This window comes from Salinisphaera aquimarina, from assembly GCF_042643355.1.
Taxonomy (GTDB): domain Bacteria; phylum Pseudomonadota; class Gammaproteobacteria; order Nevskiales; family Salinisphaeraceae; genus Salinisphaera; species Salinisphaera aquimarina.
Genome location: NZ_JBHRSS010000005.1, coordinates 44,331 through 65,081 on the forward strand (window position 1 = coordinate 44,331; position 20,751 = coordinate 65,081).

At 57.2% G+C, this 20,751-nt stretch carries 10 protein-coding genes, 1 CRISPR repeat array and 1 other annotated feature (1 of these 12 cut by a window edge); of the genes, 9 read left to right on the top strand and 1 reads right to left on the bottom strand.

The features are described from left to right. Nucleotides 1–17: 17 nt before the first annotated feature. Nucleotides 18–1,442: a sodium:solute symporter family protein gene (locus ACFOSU_RS12470; protein WP_380690095.1), complete on the bottom strand. Its 1,425-nt coding sequence runs from the start codon at nucleotides 1,440–1,442 to the stop codon at nucleotides 18–20. Nucleotides 1,443–1,983: 541 nt separating this feature from the next. Then, nucleotides 1,984–2,099, top strand: a sequence feature (AL1L pseudoknot). Between the two features lie 378 nt (nucleotides 2,100–2,477). Between ACFOSU_RS12470 and ACFOSU_RS12475 the strand changes: the two genes are divergently transcribed. The 9 genes from ACFOSU_RS12475 (at nucleotide 2,478) to cas6f (ending at nucleotide 18,652) form a co-directional block, all read left to right on the top strand. Continuing rightward, nucleotides 2,478–7,811: a hypothetical protein gene (locus tag ACFOSU_RS12475; protein WP_380690180.1), complete on the top strand. Its 5,334-nt coding sequence runs from the start codon at nucleotides 2,478–2,480 to the stop codon at nucleotides 7,809–7,811. A 331-nt stretch (nucleotides 7,812–8,142) separates the two neighbouring features. After that, the gene (locus ACFOSU_RS12480; protein ID WP_380690097.1) at nucleotides 8,143–8,706 is read left to right on the top strand and encodes a hypothetical protein; all 564 of its coding nucleotides are present in this window, start codon (nucleotides 8,143–8,145) and stop codon (nucleotides 8,704–8,706) included. A gap of 282 nt (nucleotides 8,707–8,988) precedes the next feature. Next, the gene (locus tag ACFOSU_RS12485) at nucleotides 8,989–9,762 is read left to right on the top strand and encodes a metallophosphoesterase (RefSeq protein ID WP_380690099.1); all 774 of its coding nucleotides are present in this window, start codon (nucleotides 8,989–8,991) and stop codon (nucleotides 9,760–9,762) included. A gap of 506 nt (nucleotides 9,763–10,268) precedes the next feature. Continuing rightward, nucleotides 10,269–11,252 (top strand): type I-F CRISPR-associated endonuclease Cas1f, encoded by a 984-nt coding sequence (gene cas1f / locus ACFOSU_RS12490; RefSeq protein ID WP_380690100.1) that lies wholly within the window; start codon nucleotides 10,269–10,271, stop codon nucleotides 11,250–11,252. After that, nucleotides 11,249–14,611, top strand: coding sequence for a type I-F CRISPR-associated helicase Cas3f (gene cas3f / locus ACFOSU_RS12495; protein WP_380690102.1), 3,363 nt, complete (start codon nucleotides 11,249–11,251; stop codon nucleotides 14,609–14,611). The genes cas1f and cas3f overlap by 4 nt, the downstream gene beginning before the upstream one ends. A gap of 72 nt (nucleotides 14,612–14,683) precedes the next feature. Continuing rightward, complete coding sequence (gene csy1 / locus ACFOSU_RS12500) at nucleotides 14,684–16,078, top strand: type I-F CRISPR-associated protein Csy1 (RefSeq protein ID WP_380690104.1); 1,395 nt, start codon at nucleotides 14,684–14,686, stop codon at nucleotides 16,076–16,078. Then, nucleotides 16,065–17,033 (top strand): type I-F CRISPR-associated protein Csy2, encoded by a 969-nt coding sequence (gene csy2, locus ACFOSU_RS12505; RefSeq protein ID WP_380690106.1) that lies wholly within the window; start codon nucleotides 16,065–16,067, stop codon nucleotides 17,031–17,033. Before csy1 ends, csy2 begins: the two co-directional genes overlap by 14 nt. A 12-nt stretch (nucleotides 17,034–17,045) precedes the next feature. After that, nucleotides 17,046–18,089, top strand: a complete 1,044-nt coding sequence (gene csy3 / locus ACFOSU_RS12510; RefSeq protein ID WP_380690108.1) for a type I-F CRISPR-associated protein Csy3 — start codon at nucleotides 17,046–17,048, stop codon at nucleotides 18,087–18,089. After that, a complete protein-coding gene (cas6f, locus tag ACFOSU_RS12515; protein ID WP_380690110.1) occupies nucleotides 18,086–18,652 on the top strand; it encodes a type I-F CRISPR-associated endoribonuclease Cas6/Csy4 in 567 nt (188 codons plus the stop codon). The genes csy3 and cas6f overlap by 4 nt, the downstream gene beginning before the upstream one ends. A gap of 128 nt (nucleotides 18,653–18,780) precedes the next feature. Further along, nucleotides 18,781–20,751: a CRISPR direct-repeat array (repeat unit 28 nt; unit sequence GTTCGCTGCCGCGTAGGCAGCTCAGAAA); it runs 1,297 nt beyond the window's last position.

A 20,751-nucleotide genomic window follows, 5' to 3' on the forward strand; every position in this document is an offset into this window, starting at 1 on the left:
CCAGCAACCAACAGCCGCTAGACGGCGTCTTTATCCTTGAGGCTGAAATAGTAAGCAGATACATCCTCATCGGAGGAATGCGTCGTCAGTAGACTCACGGTGGCCAGCACCAGGAACGATACGCCCAGCCCCGGCAGGATCTCGTGAATACCAAAGGGCCGCCCCAGTACATTCCAGAGAAGTCCGAAAACCAGTGAGACGATAATACTGGCCATCACTCCGCTCTTTGTGGCGCGTTCCCAGAACATTGCAGCCATCACCGGCATCACCAGCGTGATCGCGGACAATGACAAGGCATACGTGTATATCTTGATGATGTCATTGATGGAAAGAGCGATGACGAGACCCAGCACGGCCATACCACCCACTGACCAGCGCGAAACTTTCAGAACCGCCCGGTCATCGGCGGCCGGCTCAATCCATCCCTGATAGATGTCCTTGGAGATATTCGTAGCGCCACTCAAGAGAAACGATGTGGCGCCGGTCAGCACCGCTGCAAAAAGCGAAATCATGAGAAAACCACCGAGCGCGGGGGTCGTCACACGCGTAAGGAAAAGGGTGTAAACCAGGTCGTGATCCGTATCGAGTGGTATGACTTGTCGCGCAACGATACCGATGCAGATCGACACGAGAGAAATCAAGGCTGCGACCACCATTCCGATACTCACCGACCAGACCGCCACCTTCGGGCTTCGAGCAGCGGTCAATCGTTGCCAAGTGGTTTGCCAAATCAGATAGAACGGTCCAAAAACAAATATGTATTTGAGAATATCCTTGGTCGGCAATGTGCCGCCGAGGGGGTTTAGATATTCACTGGGCGTATTCCGGATAACAGTATCGACGCCACCTGCATAATGAATGCCCGCAAAAAGCAATATGAATGCACCAGCGACTATCAGTACTGATTGCGCCGCGTCTGTCCAGGCCACACTGGGCATACCGCCGAGCAATGTGAATGCGACACAAATGACGAAACCGAGGAGCATGCCCAAAAATTCGGGCATGTGAATTACGGTACTCAAGATCGATCCCATCGCCACCAACTGCATACCGAAAGTCGGTGTCATGTACAAAATCGCGATGATAATCGCAGGTATGAGGCCTGTCGCTCGCCCAAATCTGCGTACAAATAGATCGGGAATCGTATAAAGCTTCAGCTTGCGGATGGTGGTACCCAGAATCACCGCAAGCAGAATCGATACCGGCGCAAATGTCTTGGAAAATATCCACGCCGCGCCCAAATCGAATCCCTTGCCGGCGGCGCCGATAATTGCGGCCGACCCAAGCACCGTGGCGGCGATACTCCCCACGATCGCAAAGGGGCCCAAACTGAAATCCGCCATAACGTACTGATCGGCGGTCTCCACTTTGCGCGAATAAATGAGACCTAACGCAAGAATGGCTGCGAGAAACAATACTAGCCAAACGATATACCAAGTCATGGCGCCCCTTTTTTACCCGACTGTCCAATACAACTCATTTTATTTCTTAAGCCGAAATAATTTATGGCCAATCTTTTAGTAGATTTGGAAGCTAGCAGCGGCAATTACGCCGGCGATAGAGCCAAACCTATTCATCAGGTGAGACCAGCAACCGAGAGTGATGGAGAATCCAAATCCGACGTGCACTTCCCTGGGTATTCCCCTCACCACTACTTTGGAATTATCCGTGAACGTCCTGGTGGGTTCCGAATCACCCCGGCTTCACCGTAGGCTCCAACTCTTGAGAGACTGGAGCTATAGAACAGAGCAAACAATATTCACCGGAAGTCCGCCAGCGTGCGGTGCGGATGGTGTCCGATCATCGAGACAAGTACGCGTCCCGGTGGGTGGCCATCGGCTCGATCGCAGGCAAGTTCGGCTCCACAACGAGACGCTGCGCTAGTGGGTGCGCTTAGGCCACGGTCAAGCGTAAGCGCGTCAATATGCTTGAGGGAGAGAATCGCGAGTTGAAGCGCGCGAACGAGACCCTGCGCACGGCTTCTGCGTATTTTGCCCTTAGCGCATCGACCGCCGAGACAAGTGATGATCGATTTCATGGACGCCCAACACCACCCGTACGGTGTCGAGTCGATCTGCAGGGTCTTGCCGATCACATCCTGGACTTGTTCAGGCGAAAAACCGAACAAGTCGGTCCCCAGCGTCGTTAAACTCGACAACAGCGCAATGCACAATTGTGCGAGGCGATCCAACAGTCTTGGGACACCAAACTAGCGAGCAAAAAAAAGACCAGAAACCGAAGGCTTCTGGTCTTTTTACTTATGGTGCGCCCGGAGAGAGTCGAACTCCCGACTGCGGTTCGTAGCCATATTTAGTGGCATCATATTAAGCGCCATTATTTTTCCTTCTGATGGATTATTCCACCTTATTTCCTTATTTGGTTTAGGTTTTTCGATATGATTTAGCGTATTCGCTACCGCATTAACGCTGATCGTTGACGCTTAATACTGCGGTTATGACTACGCAAAAGGCACTGTCATGGGCTCACAGTCCCAACCAAAACATGACCGTATAGCTGCATTCGCGGAGCTGCATGGCATCGAACTCGTTGCCAACGAAAACAGCGTTCGCATTTCCCGTTTGACGCATCCGGCTCTCGCCTTACTAGACGACGGATGCATCCCAAAAGGGAAACTCGTTGCGGGCGAGATCCGCCGGGGGCTCGACCTACTCAATCATCTCTACTCCAACCAAGAGCAGGAGCGGCTGGAGCAACTCGCCTGTCTGGCAGATGCGTTTCACATCGAATTTCACCGTGATCCAACTCGGGCGCAAGGGAACATGCATCCGATTGCAGGTGCGCTGGGCCTTTCCTATTACTACGGTGCATTCGTTCCACGCCGAGGAGAGCACGCAGCCCTAGCCATACTTCGAGCGACTCTCCTACGCGTAATCACCGGCGGAATGCAAGGAACCGGGACCCAAGCAGCCGCTCGACGAATCCGTGATGTTCTCACGGTTGAACCCACAAACAGATTCGACGATACGGCGTCGCCTGCTCTGGCTGAGCGATGGCCAATCGGAATCGAAGCGGATGAGTTTGGTCGGCTGATCTCTCCTTACTTCTTAGAGCAGAGCGACGCAGCAGAATGCTTCGCTCGCTCCGCACTGACGCCTGCAGCAGCCGCGGCTCGAAAAAGGCGGAAAGCTAATCGGACATCGCCACCTACTAAGCGACCACGCGCTGATAAACCGACGCTTGCCCGGATCATTCCTCCGCCTCAGACAATTTCCCCAGGTGGACTGGTTGGAATCCACCGTTTCAAAAAGCCGCCAACCTCGCTTGATGCCCCGCCGGACGACGAGATTCCTCTCGAAGACCTGGAAGGTTATGAACGTGCCTTTGTCCTCGACTTCTATCAAGACGAAGACGAGCCTCTAGAGGTCGGACCCAGCGACAGCTTGGACTCGACCAAATTCGAGTTCGAGCAAGCGACTCGGCACCACCTTGAAGGGGCTTTGCTACCCGATACAGACCGCACGCTAACGTGCGGAGAGGCCTCTAAAATCTGGCACATCCTGTTAGCAACGATGGCATCTGCAACGGCCGGCGCAGCTATAGATATTGCCGCTGCCGCGTGCGCATCGCTGATGCTGCTGACAGGCAGGCGACGGATAGAGTGCCTCGATGCAATTTTGAACCTCGCGCGAGGAACCGAAAGTGAAGTTCCCGGAGCATTACGCCTGACTCCCGAATCTTGGATCACCACGATTCAACCGCTGCCAAGACTGAACGGGCTGCCATCTGATTGGTTCGAAGTGACATCGGCAGAGTTGGCACTACCACTGCCGCAGCCGCTTGCGCTTACTCTTTCAACATTGCGCGAACTTTATTCATCCGAGGAGCTGTCAGCCATAGGCCGGATCGAGCACTGGCAAAGAGCATGGTTCGACTTGCGCAACCGACTACGACAGACCTGTCCTCGTTTTACCGAGACCAGATGTATTCACACGCTCGCGGTCCAAGCTTTCGTAAACACCGGCCATCTCCGCGACGCTCAATGGTTATCGGGATCTTCGCTCGAGCATTCGACTGCAGCGGGGCACTATTATGCGACGCCTGCCAGCCGACTGGCATCCATATATTGTGATGCACTCAGTTCAATGGGCATTCAGGTTGAAGGGCGAGAGCTACCGAATAGAAATCTAGTTGGGGCATCGCGCGCCGCAATTCGATGGGAGAAAGCACGCGAAGCAGTCGAAACGGTCACTGCCCGAACCGAAGCGTCAATACAACTCACCAAGGCGCCAATTGCAAAAGTGATGGCCGGCGTCCATGCCCTTGGGGCTTACCTGGCGCTGCTTTTCGGGGTCTGTACAGCTCACCGGTTCACATCATCAATCGCCGCGATTACCCGGCGCGAGTTCCTAGTCTCCAGCGGCAACATGGGTCAGTGGAGCTTGTGCCTAGTCGCCGATAAAACCACCCATCCCGAACTCGATGCCAGAGTTTGCGTGTTACCACAGCTTTTTACAGGGCAGCTCGAGGCGTATCTTCGCCAGCTAAGTCGCGCCGAGCGGCTGCTAGCTAGCCGAAAAGACAGCGACGCTCTTTTATTGGAGCGTGTTCGGGCAGCATTACACGGCACAGGTCCCTTGTGGTTTGCGAACGATAAAGATGCCGCAACAGCTGACAGGACGGAATTGAATCGACACGCTCTGGCCAACTTGTGGCCTCAGTGGGTAATCCCCCTCCCATTAATCAGGCATCTTTTTGCCAGTCATGCAGATCGCTTCGATATTGCCGGTTCAGATACCGCACTGCAGATGGGTCATAGCATCGGGGATTCGGTGTTCGATGCCTGCGACCCAGACTCACCGATGGAATTTGGCAATCGTGTTGCTCCGAACCTGCAGCGCTACGTAGAAGAGCTCGGATTTCGACTGGTTGGGGCGGCCCGGCGTCACAGCCCGCCGAATGCAATCTTGCCTCGGCGAGCCAACGAGCTGATCGCCGACTACAAACGACTTCGAACGATACGTCGGACTCGTCGCAACTTAAAGCTGGCCGAACCGAGCGATATCGAAGATCAGCGAGGCCGCGAACTGGTCGGCGCGTTCGACGCCCAAATTGCTATGGAGAGCGCCGATGAGTGGCTGATAGAGCCACAAGCGATTCAGCAGCTACTGAAAGAGTCGAGAAGAGAGCCTGTTGGCGTTCAGCACGTTGTACGCGAGAAGCTCGCCGAGTTGATCGCTCTTCGCAGCCGCACGGCACCTAATCGCCGAGCGCTGCGGCGTCCGTTCGTACCGCAGCTGCACTCGCCTGACAACTCTCACAGCGCCTTCGCTACCGTCCATTTCGATGCCTCACGCTGGGCTCTGGCCATCGAGACCGGCGCACTTGAGGTTCTGGATCGGGGTATGCGTAATGGTGACGAAGACTCGATACTGGCGGCCACCACTATATTGTTAGCGAGTTATGGCGCAGGCACGACGACCACACGTTTACTCCACCTACTCGACCCGAGTCTCCCTCTACATGCCTTCGATAAATTCGATGCGGGCGTTATCGCCGAAGTGCCCATAGGACCACCGGGTTCCAGACTGCAGGAGACAGAAGCTCAGATGCTCACAGGCGATATCGTGACGCTTGTTTCGAACATTCATCGCCGTCGCTCAACGCCAGCGACTCAACGGCAGATAGAAAAAGCACTAACCACGCAGAATGAAATCCACCATCTTCTGCCTCACGACACCAAAACGGCTCTTGACGATCTGCTATTGCTAATCGGACTGGGTCGCCAATGCCACATCGCCGGCACGCGCAGCGCTTGGGAACGCGGCGTCCTAAACAGTATCGGCCCTTCATTGAGCCGACTGGCCCCACTCTTTTCTTCTAGGATCGAAGCGCTAGTCGCTCATTCGGTCTTAAGCGAGCCATCCACGGAAGGCAGCGAAACGATCAATCGTAAAGCAGCGATTGCCGAATACCGGCGCGTCAGTCGCCTCGCTAATGAAATCGCTGTGCGACGTGATGTGGTAGCCAATCGTCGACGCCTTACCGAACTCGCCGAAGAGTTTCGAAATAGGTTTGGCTCCACCAGCCTGATTTATCTGTTAACGACTTTCGTGATCTACCTCCGCAAAGAGCACCGATTGGCAGACACGTCGGCCTACGATTACCTAACTACAATTGGCGCTCGACTGATACGCAGTGTCGGCCCGGGAAACATTTTTGTTACTGATCCAGACGATCTCGAGCAGGCGTTCAGAAAAATCGCAATCGGATCGAGGTCTGGAGCCCGGCGAGCCACAGCTCGCACGGTGGCCTCAGCAGCGTCTCATTTTTCCGAAATACTCGATCGGATAGGAGTTGAGATCGATCTTTCAAGAGCGTTTGACGGCCTGCAATCCAGTGCACCACGCCGTGCGGGCTACTGTTCGAGTCATGAAGAAAGTGCCGCTATAGAGTCAGCCCTATCGGCTACGACCAATCGTTCGCTCGCTGCGCTTTCACTTGATACTGCGGCCGACGAGGCGACGATAGCCGAAGCCGGCGCTCTCATTCAGATGACAACCGGTTTGCGCCTCGGCGAGGTTGCCGGACTAATGTCTCGCGATGTCGCCATCGACAACGAGAAGTTATCAATACATGTTCATCCTATAAAGCGAAGACAACTGAAAACGCTATCAAGTCGACGCGTCGTATCGGTACACATACCTGGCGCAATCAGCACCCGACTAACCGAGTTACTAGGGCGACTTGGCTGGAAAATCAATAATCCGGGGAAAATATTGTTAGCACCTGATATCGGTATGGATGTACCGGGCATAGCCCGCACGATTTCGACCGGGTTTCGAACTGCGGCGTCGACCTATATCGACGCATCCAGCGCACGCGGACATATTGCTCGCCACAACGCCGCCACAGCTGCAGCGCTGGTTACCCATCCCAGTCACACCACGCAACCCATGAGAATGCTGAAACCCGGGGCGCATTACGACTCGTCATTTGAACGGCTCAAACCGATAAACCACTTGCCGGCCCGACTCCAGTTTCGTTATCTCTCCAAACAACTTGGACACGCCACTCCCACCACAACGCTTATCTGGTACGCACACTCGGTTCCTCTACTCCATGCCCAGACGCCCCCTTGGCTTGGACTATCTCGCCAACTCGAAGCCGCCCTCCTGGCACGCAAGACGAATGATATCGACCGATGGCGCGTGCACCATGGCGGAACTCAGGTCAGTGGGGGTGGCCCATTCTTGAGTCGTTTCAACTCAACTTGGCTGCCTGCGCTCCTCCATCAACGGGTCAACGTGATCGAAGAGGAGACGAACGTGACACTGACGGAGAGCCCTTCCACAATTGACTTGTCAGCGCTGACCGCGGAACTCGCTGCCAGCGTTGCGTTAGCAAAACGCGAGGGCATAAACGATTACACAGCGGCGTGGCGACTACGTCTCACGGTTGACCGCTACAGAGCAATAGCCGAGTTCTTGGGCGAGCGCGACCGTGGATTAAAATTAGGGTATCTAACCGGCCGTCGGGTCAGACCGCGAGGACATTTGAGAATTCCGCGCGCCCATGATCTGCGGAGCATATTCCGCAGCATCGACGCTTCACTGCAGAACGGTTCATTAAACGCCGCTATATTGCGTCGGTGGCTGCTGCGTCAGCTGGCTGTCGAGGGCTTAGAGCTGGTATTTGATGCAGAAGCCGCATCTCTGGCTCAAGCCGTTCGCCTGCATAAACGGGCAGTAATAAACATGGAAGGAAAATACATGCTAAGCGTGAATCTACAAGATTCCGATCGCACCCTGCTGTTGCTTATTGCAGCTGCGATAAGCTGGTTACAGCGTTAGCAGCTCCCGATCTACGCAAGAAAAGGTCTTCCATAGTCGCGCGTCTGATATTCATCGAACTGCTTCGACCCTACCACGTCTTGGAACCCCTAAATTGCTTTTTATATAATCAATAAACACATATCTAATTAGGGCACACGGTTACTAATATTTTGTTCTTGCAAACGACTATTCGGTCATGCTTTTATAGTGTTGCAAAACACAACTGGATGACGCTATGCAGAACACACTTGTCCTAACGTTCCCGATACGTCCTAGGCATTACTCCAGGTTCCAACAGTGTCTGACCGAATTGGGGAAATACGTTTGCCCAGAGGCCGCTCGTGCCAATATGAAAATGATCGCGATCAACCCGATCTTTCATCCAGACGATGAAAATACGGCAACGGGTTTTCGAATAAGGGCCACAGTCGTGCCAGGCGGCGATATGTTCCCATCTGAGGAGCATTTTCAGGCCGTTATCGATGCATCACGGCAGGCTTTCGTTAATTCCGAAAAAACTTCGGAGGGACGCCAACAGCTGATTGACGAACTATCAGGCTGGGAGGGTCCAGTCGAGGTCAACGGCCGCGAATATGAACCTCGACCACTGGTCGTCGATGACCCAAACGCACCAACCAAGCCAAAGCCGATTGAAAAAAATGACGAGGGACTGGAAAGCTTCGATTTTAAACGAGGCCGTTTGCGCACTGATAACAGATGGGTAAACGTCGACAGCCAAGTTGGCGAGATATTCCGCGAAATTTTTCGAGGGCTAAAGAATTTGGGCGCAGGAGCGAGCTATTTAGATCTTGAAGAGACTATCAGGCTTCTGAATTGTTGGATCGAGGCCTATATCCGCGTGAAGCGCCTTTTGGAAGACCCTTTTAATGGGCATGGCAGTGGGGACTCATAGAGTCATTTGTACGCCTCCCGTACGTCGAGGCCATCGTGCGAACATCTTCCAACTGCGAAATACCGCGTGGGCTCTCATCCGTTAATGTGGACACTTCGACCAAGGCTCATCATCGGCCGGAAGGCGTGTAATGGATCCACAATCCGTATGTCCCAAAACGTATAGCGGCAGAAGATCGAAAGCATCCGTTAACTTTTCTATACCGTCCGCGGAACGGCGCAGAACCCAGCGTTAAACTAACCTCTACTGGCTCAATCACGTACTCATAGCACACGGACCCGCATGAAGATCCGTATTCTTTCTGATCTGCACCTCGAATTTTACAAGCGCCCCGAGAAGGCGAATATTCGGGATGACGTTGATTGTGATCTGGTTGTGCTCGCAGGCGATACTCATACCAGCACGATAGGCATCGCGTGGGCCGGCAGGACGTTCAGTCGGCCGACGCTCTACGTTATGGGTAACCATGTTATGGGTAACCATGAATTTTTCGGCAAAGACGCCCCGATTCTTCTTATCAAGGCCAGAGCGCTGGCTGCCGAACGGGGCGTGCATCTGCTTGAGCGCGATGAACTGGAGATTCTCGGACAACGATTCCTGGGTTGCACCTTATGGACAGGATTCGACTCGGGTCCGCTGCCGTGGAGTCACGTGGCGCGGGTCGCGCATCCCGTCATGGCTGACTTTGCCGAGATCCGGAGCGACGGGCGCTTGATTTCGCCCAATCGGATGGTTGAATGGTACGACCGCGATGTCGCATGGCTGGAGGGAGCCCTACGGCCCAGCGCTCCGGCCGTGGTTGTAACGCACTTCGCCCCGACCTGGGCTGTTACCAACCCCCAATTCGGTCCAGGCGACGAGATGACTGCGTACTTCCATTCGAATCTCGAGCACCTGATGGGCGATGCGGTTCCGCTATGGATTTATGGGCACAACCATTGGTCGGCGGATACGACCATCGTCACGCCGAAAGGCACGACACGCGTCGTCAGCAACCAACTCGGTTATAGAGACGAAGAGTGCGGTTTCGATGCCGGGCTCGTGATAGACCTGTAGCCGAACCTGTAGCGGCGAATTATCTCCGCTGACTGTGGCCATTAATTAAGCCAAGACATTGGCCCCACCGCCACGCGGCGTCATCTCGGCACCGTCTATTGCGGTGCTCTAGCTCTTTTGCTGCGTATAACTCGGTTAACGATCCACTTCCGCTCGAACCCGCCGGCGAAATGCCTGCGCTCCTCTCCAACCTGTGGGGATATACCCGACACACCTGTTCTCGCCGGACACTTCAAAGAAGGCGGTTGAGCTGTCGGGACTTCCTCGACAATGCGCTGCCCCTCTGGGTTAACCACCGCTCATCGTTGAAACGATAGTACGGCGATTACGTCATCAGCCGGTAAGCCGAACAACGTGAGTCAGCCGGGCGCCTAGCCCATCGTTCGAGCGGTAATTGACGAGGCGACTGTTCGAGACCTGTAGAACGGCTGGTCAGATGCTAAATCCTTCTAGTTACTTGCCCAGCGATTTGCGTTTGTCGTAGGTTCGGTAAAAGGGGGACAAGCATGGAAGACCTCGCGCCGAGCGATCTGAAAACAATTCTGCATTCCAAGCGGGCGAATCTGTACTACTTGCAGCATTGCCGAGTACTGGTCAAAGGCGGGCGCGTCGAATACGTTACCGACGAAGGTAAGGAATCCAAATACTGGAACATTCCGATTGCCAACACCACGTCGATCCTGCTGGGGACAGGCACGTCGATTACCCAGGCGGCGATGCGCGAGTTGTCCAAGGCGGGCGTGCTGGTGGGCTTTTGCGGCGGCGGCGGCACGCCTCTGTTTTCGGCTACGGAAGTCGATATCGATGTCGCTTGGCTCACGCCGCAAAGCGAATATCGCCCGACCGAATATCTGCAGCAATGGGTTCGATTCTGGTTCGATGACGATCTGCGGCTTGAGGCGGCCAAAGCGTTTCAGCAATCGCGGCTGCAAACGATCAGCAATCTCTGGAACGACGATCGGGCACTGCGCGACGCGGGCTTCAACTGCGACAGCGCACGGCTCCAGGACGCCTTGAATCGCCATGCCGAAGCCATCGGGTCCGCACAGAACACCACTGAATTACTCACCTTGGAAGCCCGCCTCACACGCACCTTGTACAAACTGGCCACGACCAGCGTGAATTACGGCGATTTCACTCGCGCCAAGCGCGGCAGCGGCACCGACCCCGCCAATCGCTTTCTCGATCACGGTAATTATCTGGCCTACGGTCTGGCGGCAACGGCCTGCTGGGTGCTGGGTCTGCCGCACGGATTGGCCGTGCTACATGGCAAGACGCGCCGTGGCGGTCTGGTCTTCGACGTCGCCGACCTGGTCAAGGATGGGGTAATCCTGCCGCAGGCCTTCATCTCGGCGGCGCGTGGCGATGAGGAACAGGAGTTCCGTCAGGCCTGTATCCAGCGCCTGACCCAGGTCGAGGCTCTCGACGGGATGATCGATACGATCAAGCGAGTCGCCGATGACCTGGCACGAAGGGCCGCATCCGCATGAATGTCGTGCTCGTTTCCCAGTGTCGCAAGAACGCGCTCAAGGAAACACGCCGAATCCTCGACCAATTTGCCGAACGACGCGGCGAACGCACGTGGCAGACGCCCATCACGAACGCGGGCCTGGACACGCTGCGCCGCATGCTGCGCAAGAACGCTCGCAAGAACACCGCCGTGGCCTGTCACTGGATCCGCGGGCGCGATCATAGCGAATTACTGTGGGTCGTCGGCGACGGCTCGCGCTTCAATTTTCGCGGCGCGGTGCCCACCAACACGACGCGCAGCAACGTGCTTCGCCGATCGGATGAGAACGACTGGCACACACTCACCGATATTCATCTACTGGCATCGCTCGCCGCCCTCTTCCATGACTTCGGCAAAGCGTGCCAGGCATTCCAGGACAAGCTCACCGGCAAGAACACCGAACGCAATCGCTATCGCCATGAATGGATTTCGTTGCGGTTGTTGCAGGCGTTCGTCGGCGACGATGACGACGTCGGTTGGCTGACCCGGCTAGGGGCCCCGGAAGAGATCAACGAACAGGATTGGCTGGCCCGCCTGATTCGTGACGGGGAAACAGACAGCGCGCCGCTGCCGCTGGCTGATTTGCCATCCATTGCCAGGACCGTCGGTTGGCTGGTGCTAAGCCATCATAGACTGCCCGTACTGCCAAGCTATGCAGAAGACGACGAACAGCAGCGCATCGGCAAGCGCGCGTCGCGTGTAAATGCAGACTCGATCCCGACGTTACCGAACGACATCACCGCCGCCTGGAACGAAATCGATGCGCCAAACGAGCAATCGATCATCGCGCCCTACTGGCAGTTCCCGCACGGCCTGCCGGTACGCAGTCAAGCATGGCGAAAGCGCGCTCGGCGTATCGCCCATCAGAGCCTGACACGCCTCGACGCGCTGGCCGCGGTCGGTATCGACAACGTTTACGCGCTGCACATCGCGCGTCTGTGCCTGATGCTAGCCGATCATCACTATTCCAGCCTGAGCGATCAGGCACGCCATCGTACGACGTATGGCGACCGCGATTTTCCCTTATTCGCCAACACGGATCGCAGCGGCGCGCTGGCCCAGCGGCTGGACGACCACCTGCTGGGCGTGACCCGCGAAGTCGGCGAGATCAGCCATCGCCTGCCGGACACCATAGCGGCACTGCCGCGTATCGCTCGTCACAAGGGCTTTCGCAAGCGCAGCGCCGATGCCCGATTTCGCTGGCAGGACCGTGCGTTCGACCTCGCCGCATCACTGCGTGAACGCAGCGAACGACAAGGCTTTTTCGGCGTCAACATGGCCTCGACCGGCTGTGGCAAAACGCTGGCCAATGGCCGCATCTGTTATGCCCTGGCCGACCCGGATCGTGGCACGCGCTTCACCATCGCGCTCGGTCTGCGCACGCTCACGCTGCAGACCGGGAGCGCCTATCGACGCGACTTGAATCTGGCCAGCGACGATCTGGCGATTCGCGTGGGCGGGCAGGCCAGCCGACGACTCTACGAATATCGCGAACGCGCGCTGGATGCCCAGGGCAAGAGCTCCGCCGAGCCCTTGTTCGATACCGATAGCCATGTCTATTTCGACGGACAAATCAACGAGCATCCGCTGCTCTCGCGTGTGGTCGAATCGCCACAGGCACGCGCGCTGATAACCGCCCCTATCCTCGTATGCACTATCGACCACCTGATGCCGGCCACCGAAAGCCTGCGCGGCGGCAGCCAGATCCCACCGATGCTGCGGCTCATGGGCGCAGATCTCGTTCTCGATGAACCCGACGATTTCGGCATGGGCGACATGCCCGCGTTGTGTCGACTTGTGTACTGGACTGGTTTGCTTGGCTCGCGGCTCATCCTGTCGTCGGCGACGCTGCCCCCGGCGATGGTCGAGGGCCTGTTTTCTGCCTATAGCGCTGGGCGCGCCGAATATCAGAAGAATCGCGGCGAACCGGGGCAGCCGCTGAATATCTGCTGTGCCTGGTTCGACGAGCACGACAGGCAACACCACGATTGCGGCGATGCTACGGCATTTCAAGCACAGCACGATGCGTTCGCCCAACGCCGAATCAAGGCGCTGGCCAAGGATACGCCGCGTCGACGCGCAAAAATCGTGGCGCTGGATTTGGCGCGATGCAAGCGCGAACAGCTGCCCAACGCGTGGGCCGCCCAGTTGCAAAAACACGCGCTCGACCTGCACGCCCACCACCATGAGACCGATCCCCATACGGGCCATCGCGTCAGTTTCGGGCTGATCCGCATGGCCAACATCGGCCCATTGTTTGATATCGCGCGTGCCTTGTACGCCCTGGATGCACCGACCGGCGTACGCATGCATCTATGCGTCTACCACTCACAGTTTCCACTGCTGTCGCGCTCGGCGATCGAAACACGTCTGGACGCCGCACTCGACCGCCGCAGTCCGAACGCGGTATATGAACTCACCGATATTCGACGTCATCTGGACCACAGCACCGAGCCCGACCAGATCTTCATCGTGCTCGGCTCGCCGGTGACCGAAGTCGGCCGCGATCACGACTACGACTGGGCCCTGGTCGAGCCGTCCTCGATACGATCGATCATTCAACTGGCCGGGCGTGTACGCCGCCACCGCGTAAGCGAAACAACGCAACCCAACGTCATGCTGCTCGACCGCAACTGGCGATCAGTGTCGGGTTATTCCGGCGAGCCGGTGTTCTGCCGTCCGGGTTTTGAAGACAGCGACCACCGGCTGTCCACGCATGCGCTCTCGCAACTGTTGCATACCGAGGAATACGAGGTGCTCGATGCCCGGCCCCGCCTGCAAGCCCGGAACCCACTCGACGCGCGTGCCAACCTGGTCGATCTCGAACATGCCTGCCTGGCCGACGCATGGCTTGCGCCCCCGGCCCCGCCGCCATCATCCGCGCCAAGCCGCGGCCGACGACGCCGCAACGCACAGCCCAAGCCGCCATTGGCAGCGCACAGCGCCTATTCGCGAACCGAACTCTGGCTTACCGGCATATTGGCGCAGCAACAACGTTTCCGCGAGCAACACGGCCCGCAGATCGATCTCGTACTGCTGCCGACCGATGACGAGACCGACTATCGGCTCATTCAGAGCGAGCCACAGCGCTACGGCCCGCCGGTAGAAACCGAAGTCGAGGCCCGCTTCAATCGTCGGGTAGCAAACGACACGCTGACTGCAGAGCGCATTCAGCCCTGGGCCAACGTCGATTACATGACCGAACTTGCGCAGCTAGCCGACGCCTGCGATATGGACATTGATCACTGCGCACGGACTTTCGGCACGTTGCAGCTCGATGCATCGGAAACCGGTTGGTTATCGCATCCGATGCTGGGGTTTAGGAAAAATACAAATTAGTTATCACCTGGGTCGTGTTTTGACCCACTCAGACGCTAAGGTTTTTTTAGACAAGCTAGGGGGAGAGAAATTATGGAGACGACTAGCGCCTCTGAAATAAGGCAGAAAATCGCGGCTTTTATCGTCGATTACGAAAATAGTCGGTCGGTTGAGGACGCCGAAAAACTAGAGTCCGAAAGTTTTTCCACGGGACTCAAGGTTGAAGAATGGCTTCTGGAATGTCTGGAACAAGTTCCCGCGTCGCATGAAGGTAGAAATCCGATTCGCTTGGCCACGCATGTTGTTAAAAATATGCATCCCGACATCATTCGAGCCGATTGCCTGTTCAGACCGGCGTCGAAGTTGAATCATCCTAACGCCATCGTTGGCACCAAATCTCTCGGATCAGAATCAAGACGATTGGTCGATGTTGTTGGCAATGCTGCTAGCCCGTTAGAGCGCATGAAATTAGCGGCACTGGAAATCGACGGGCAAACCATTCTCGATCTTGCAAAACGCGATGACTCGCGTCTTGCTAATGCTTTTGTCGACGATCATGACATTCGCCAACGCCTGATGGACTCATTTTGTCTTCTGGATAATTCGCTCAATAGAACACACCCGAGATCGAAACAAATTTACTGGCTGAGCGGCGACGACCCGTCTATGGACGAGGACTTTCATCTTCTCGCGCCGCTGTATGCAACTTCGCTCGTCCACCGCGTTTTCAAGACCATCAACCGTGATCGATTTTCGGAAGAATCGAAAACTGCAAGAGATGCGCGCTACGAGGATCAGCCGCTGGGACATGGCTACTGCGAATACCCGACTCTTGGAATCCAGCGCTTCGGCGGCGACAACGGCAAACGGAACATTTCGCAGCTGAACGGCGAGCGAAATGGCAGAAGCTATTTACTGAGCTCTGCCCCGCCGCTCTGGCGCTCTCGCACCGTCGCCCCCATTCGAGCGAACTCCGGGTTCCGGGCTTACGCCGCACGACCCGCCGTTCGTCCGGCAATTCGCGCACTCGCGGAATTTCTCGCCGAAGATCCGGCGACGAATAGGCACACGCGCGATTATCGCGACCAGCTCACCGCCGAACTGGTCGACGAGCTGATTGTGTTCACCAGCGAAATGCATCAACTCGCACCCGGCTGGACCGACGATTGGCATTGCCGCCTGCCCTTTGAACAACAGTGCTGGCTCGATCCTTATCGCGCCGGGCTCGATCGCGAGTTTGCCGAGCGCATGCTTGCTACCGATTGGTGGCCCACGATCTGTGACGACTTCAGCCGCTGGGTAAACGCCCGCCTGGAGTGGCATGTGAAACACGCCATGGGCGATCCCGAGCATAAACATTTCTCCAAGGCTGCTGCCGGCGATCCAAACGCCCGGCGAGCGTTCGAGTTCGTATGGAAAGACTGGCAGACCAAGCTGGAAAAAGAACTCGCCGCCCTGCCGGAGGTATTCAACGATGACGACGAATAAATCCCGCCACCTGTTAGTGCTGCCCCGGCTACGAATTCAGAACGCTAACGCGATTTCCAGCCCGCTCACCTGGGGTTTTCCCGCGATGAGCGCGTTCGTGGGCTTTATGCATGCGCTGGAACGCCGACTGCCGGACGATCTGCTGTTGGAGTTTCATCAGATTGGCGTGATCTGCCACAGCCACGAGATTCTGTCCTCGTCGGCCGGCTACAACCTGCAGCAGTTTCACCTCACGCGTAACCCGGTCGGCAAGGACGGCAAGACAGCGGCCATCGCCGAAGAAGGCCGCATGCATCTGGATATCAGCCTCATCTTCTCGGTCGATCGCGAGACCTGGCCAGACGCGGCTGAAAGCCAGCGTATCGCCCGCGAGATCGACGACATCGTGCACGGCATGCGTATTGCGGGCGGCAGCATCATCGAGCCCGCCGGACCAATACGCCGTCCGAACCCCAGGTTGGTCTCGATGCCCGACAACAGCGATGAATACGAAGCCGAATTCCGCCGCCTGCAGCGTCGATCACGGCTGTTGCCGGGTTTCGCACTGGTGCTCAACGAACAAGCGCTATCTGACCGGCTGGCGGAAATACAGTATGACGCACCGGACGCCACGCGCCTGGATGCCTGGCTGGATTACGCGCGCCTCCATCGCGACTGCATCGTCGACGCAGAAACCGGCAAGCACCGCTGGCAAATACGCAGCCGTCCCGGCTGGCACGTGCCAATTCCGATCGGCTACGGCGCCCTGGGCGATCTTCATGCCCCCGGCGACGTCGCCAATGCACGCGACTCGACCAGCTCATTCCGATTCGTGGAAAGCCTGTATTCCATTGGCCAATGGGTCAGCCCGCATCGGCTGAGCCGGCCCGAATCGCTGCTCTGGTACATCGACAACGATCTCGAACACGGCGTTTATCGCCTCAATAACGACTACACCCACCACGTGCACTCCTGAGGGGGAATAACCATGGCCAGTAAAGACGACGCACTCAAAACCGCTTCTGTCCTCGCATTCGAGCGCAAGCTCGATCCATCCGATGCCTTGTTCTACGCCGGCGACTGGTCTGCGCGTGGCCAAAGTGATGCATGGCCGGCGGTCGCCATCCGTGAGAAATCCGTACGCGGCACGATCTCGAACCGGCTGAAAACCAAGGATCAGGACCCGGCCAAGCTGGATGCCGCAATCGAAAACCCCAACCTGCAGACCGTCGATGTCGCCGCCCTGCCCCACGATGCCGACACGCTCAAGGCTCGCTTCACTTTGCGTGTGCTCGGTGGGGCCGGCAAGCCTTCGGCTTGTAACAACGCCGGCTACGAAGACCGCCTGAGAAACGCAGTGTCCGGTTACAGCGAAGAACATGGTTTCGACACACTGGCGGTCCGCTATGCCCACAACCTCGCCAACGGGCGTTTTCTGTGGCGCAACCGGCTGATCGCCGAGAACATCGAAATTCATGTCCGTCAGCTCGTTAAAGGTCGGCCGGAGAATGAATGGACTTTCGATGCCCTGGCCTTCGATCTGCGCGGCTTCGATGCGGATCCGAAGGCGCAGGCATCACTCGACGCGCTCGCCAGGCAGATCGCAGCCGGCTTATCCGGAGACCATTACGTACTGCTGGAAATCACCGCCTTCGCTCGCGTGGGCGCCGGTCAGGAAGTCTTCCCGTCGCAGGAGCTCATTCTCGACCGTGGCCGAGGCGACAAATCGAAGACGCTCTATCAGGTCGATAACGTAGCCGGCATGCACTCCCAGAAAATCGGCAACGCGCTGCGCACCGTAGACACTTGGTATCCCGCTGCAAACAACAATGGACTTGGCCCGATTGCGGTCGAACCCTATGGCTCAGTGACAACGCAGGGCACGGCTTATCGCCAACCCAAGGAAAAGATCGATTTCTACACCCTGCTCGACAACTGGATGCTCAAGGATCAGAAGCCGGAGCCAGAACAACAGCACTTCGTGATGGCGACACTGATCCGCGGGGGCGTATTCGGGGAGGCCGGCTCGTGACCACGCACTACCTGGACATTCAGCTACGGCCCGACCCGGAGTTTCCGGCAGGCCAACTCATGGGTGCGCTGTTTTCCAAATTGCACCGCGCCCTTGTCTCGCACGAAGCCGACGACATCGGCGTTAGCTTCCCCGAGCATCGCCTCCGGCCACGTGAAATCGGCGCGTGCCTGCGCCTGCACGGCACGGAATCTAGACTTAACGAGCTGATGACCCAGTCGTGGCTGAGCGGCATGCGCGATCATGTAGACGTGAACGCGGTCAGCGCGGTTCCGACTCAGGCAAAGCACCGATTCGTGCGCCGGCGACAGTTCAAAACCAATGCCGAGCGTCTGCGTCGTCGCCGTATGCGTCGACACGCCGAATCGGAACAAACGGTGCTGGAGCGCATACCGGACAGCGTCGAGCAACGCGTATCGCTACCGTTCGTGCAGCTACGTAGCGCCAGTACCGGCCAACGATTCAGCTTGTTTGTCGAGCATACAGACCCGCAAACACAGCCAAGGGATGGCCACTTTAACACCTACGGATTAAGCAACGACGCCACTGTGCCGTGGTTTTAACCCTTTTCCAGCGCTAGCTTTTCAGCCATTAAAAATCAGTGACTTAAAACTTGCCTCAGAATTAGGAAAAAATGCCAGCGCATTCCACTGTTCTTTAACAATCAATTACTTGGTCTTTATTTGTTCTAGTTCGCTGCCGCGTAGGCAGCTCAGAAAAACGCCCTCAAGGCCAGCCGCGACCAACTCAAGTTCGCTGCCGCGTAGGCAGCTCAGAAAAGTCGACGGCGATGAGTTCGAGGGACGCGTGCGTTCGCTGCCGCGTAGGCAGCTCAGAAAACGTGGACAGGGCCGCTCTGCTGCCCCCATACGTTCGCTGCCGCGTAGGCAGCTCAGAAATGGTGGCGCGTTCGGGCAGCGAGCGCGGCTTTGTTCGCTGCCGCGTAGGCAGCTCAGAAAAGTGCTCGCGAGGCATCGCGCTGGCCTTGCGGGTTCGCTGCCGCGTAGGCAGCTCAGAAAATCAGCTGCCGCCCATCTGTTGATTGGGGATAGTTCGCTGCCGCGTAGGCAGCTCAGAAAAAGATCCACCGCGGCGAAGCACGCAAGTGCGCGTTCGCTGCCGCGTAGGCAGCTCAGAAAGAAACGAAATCGATACCAAAGGCAAGTATTTCGTTCGCTGCCGCGTAGGCAGCTCAGAAATATCGCGTCCGGCACTTCGATCAACTCACTTTGTTCGCTGCCGCGTAGGCAGCTCAGAAAATTACGAGCTACGTTCGATCAATCGGATGGGCGTTCGCTGCCGCGTAGGCAGCTCAGAAACGCATGCAGAGCTAATCGGCACTGATCGTGCCGTTCGCTGCCGCGTAGGCAGCTCAGAAATGCCCCAACGTGCCCAACGCAGGCCCTTCCTCGTTCGCTGCCGCGTAGGCAGCTCAGAAATTGACACCGGCACCTTCAGCGGCCCGGTCAGTGTTCGCTGCCGCGTAGGCAGCTCAGAAAAAGACGGCAAAGGCGCGAGACGTAGAGCTGACGTTCGCTGCCGCGTAGGCAGCTCAGAAAACGATATCTGCCGGTATGGCGTTCGTGAGCAGGTTCGCTGCCGCGTAGGCAGCTCAGAAAGTTGCCTTGCCGTTGGGTGCGAGTTTGTTCAGGTTCGCTGCCGCGTAGGCAGCTCAGAAACGCAGTGCATGCGCTTACCGAGGATTTTGAGAGTTCGCTGCCGCGTAGGCAGCTCAGAAAAAGTGCATTGCCAATGCTTTCGCCGAAGTGAGGTTCGCTGCCGCGTAGGCAGCTCAGAAATCAATGTGCTAAGTCCCGGCACGGGTCCGGTAGTTCGCTGCCGCGTAGGCAGCTCAGAAAAGTGGCATCGGTCCATAAAGTATTTCTCTTTGGTTCGCTGCCGCGTAGGCAGCTCAGAAATGCGCATCCAGCGCCGCATCGCGGGCGGCGACGTTCGCTGCCGCGTAGGCAGCTCAGAAATATCGGCGCGCGATTCGCAGGGAACGGTTTCTGTTCGCTGCCGCGTAGGCAGCTCAGAAAGCCGTTTCCATCGAAGCCCCACAGCGGCGAATGTTCGCTGCCGCGTAGGCAGCTCAGAAAAATAGCACGGTGAACCGCGACCTGGCGGCCGTGTTCGCTGCCGCGTAGGCAGCTCAGAAAAGCGTGCCCGCGAATATCGGGAGCGAAAGAAGGTTCGCTGCCGCGTAGGCAGCTCAGAAAAGGCCGCGATCTCTTATCACCGCGCCCAGATCGTTCGCTGCCGCGTAGGCAGCTCAGAAAACCTGGCGGCGGCGCAGTTCGCGGGCGATATCGTTCGCTGCCGCGTAGGCAGCTCAGAAAGGATGGACGCAATCAATCACGAAGGCTCACCGGTTCGCTGCCGCGCAGGCAGCTCAGAAACGGCGGTGCCATCGGCGCCATGGCCAGCTTCCGTTCGCTGCCGCGTAGGCAGCTCAGAAAACATATCGCACGCCCCACCACGCCGCGCCGCTGTTCGCTGCCGCGTAGGCAGCTCAGAAAGTCGCTACCGAACTGGTGGCGCTGATTACCGAGTTCGCTGCCGCGTAGGCAGCTCAGAAAAGACCGTGCGCTATCGCGGCGCATGGCCGCTCGTTCGCTGCCGCGTAGGCAGCTCAGAAAAGGACAGTGTTATCCCGGGGCTT

Excerpts from the sequence above, each read along its gene's own strand:
- ACFOSU_RS12470 (WP_380690095.1), bottom strand. The coding sequence starts at position 1,442 with ATGACTTGGTATATCGTTTGGCTAGTATTGTTTCTCGCAGCCATTCTT.
- ACFOSU_RS12475 (WP_380690180.1), top strand. The coding sequence starts at position 2,478 with ATGGGCTCACAGTCCCAACCAAAACATGACCGTATAGCTGCATTCGCG.
- ACFOSU_RS12480 (WP_380690097.1), top strand. The coding sequence starts at position 8,143 with ATGAAAATGATCGCGATCAACCCGATCTTTCATCCAGACGATGAAAAT.
- ACFOSU_RS12485 (WP_380690099.1), top strand. The coding sequence starts at position 8,989 with ATGAAGATCCGTATTCTTTCTGATCTGCACCTCGAATTTTACAAGCGC.
- cas1f (WP_380690100.1), top strand. The coding sequence starts at position 10,269 with ATGGAAGACCTCGCGCCGAGCGATCTGAAAACAATTCTGCATTCCAAG.
- cas3f (WP_380690102.1), top strand. The coding sequence starts at position 11,249 with ATGAATGTCGTGCTCGTTTCCCAGTGTCGCAAGAACGCGCTCAAGGAA.
- csy1 (WP_380690104.1), top strand. The coding sequence starts at position 14,684 with ATGGAGACGACTAGCGCCTCTGAAATAAGGCAGAAAATCGCGGCTTTT.
- csy2 (WP_380690106.1), top strand. The coding sequence starts at position 16,065 with ATGACGACGAATAAATCCCGCCACCTGTTAGTGCTGCCCCGGCTACGA.
- csy3 (WP_380690108.1), top strand. The coding sequence starts at position 17,046 with ATGGCCAGTAAAGACGACGCACTCAAAACCGCTTCTGTCCTCGCATTC.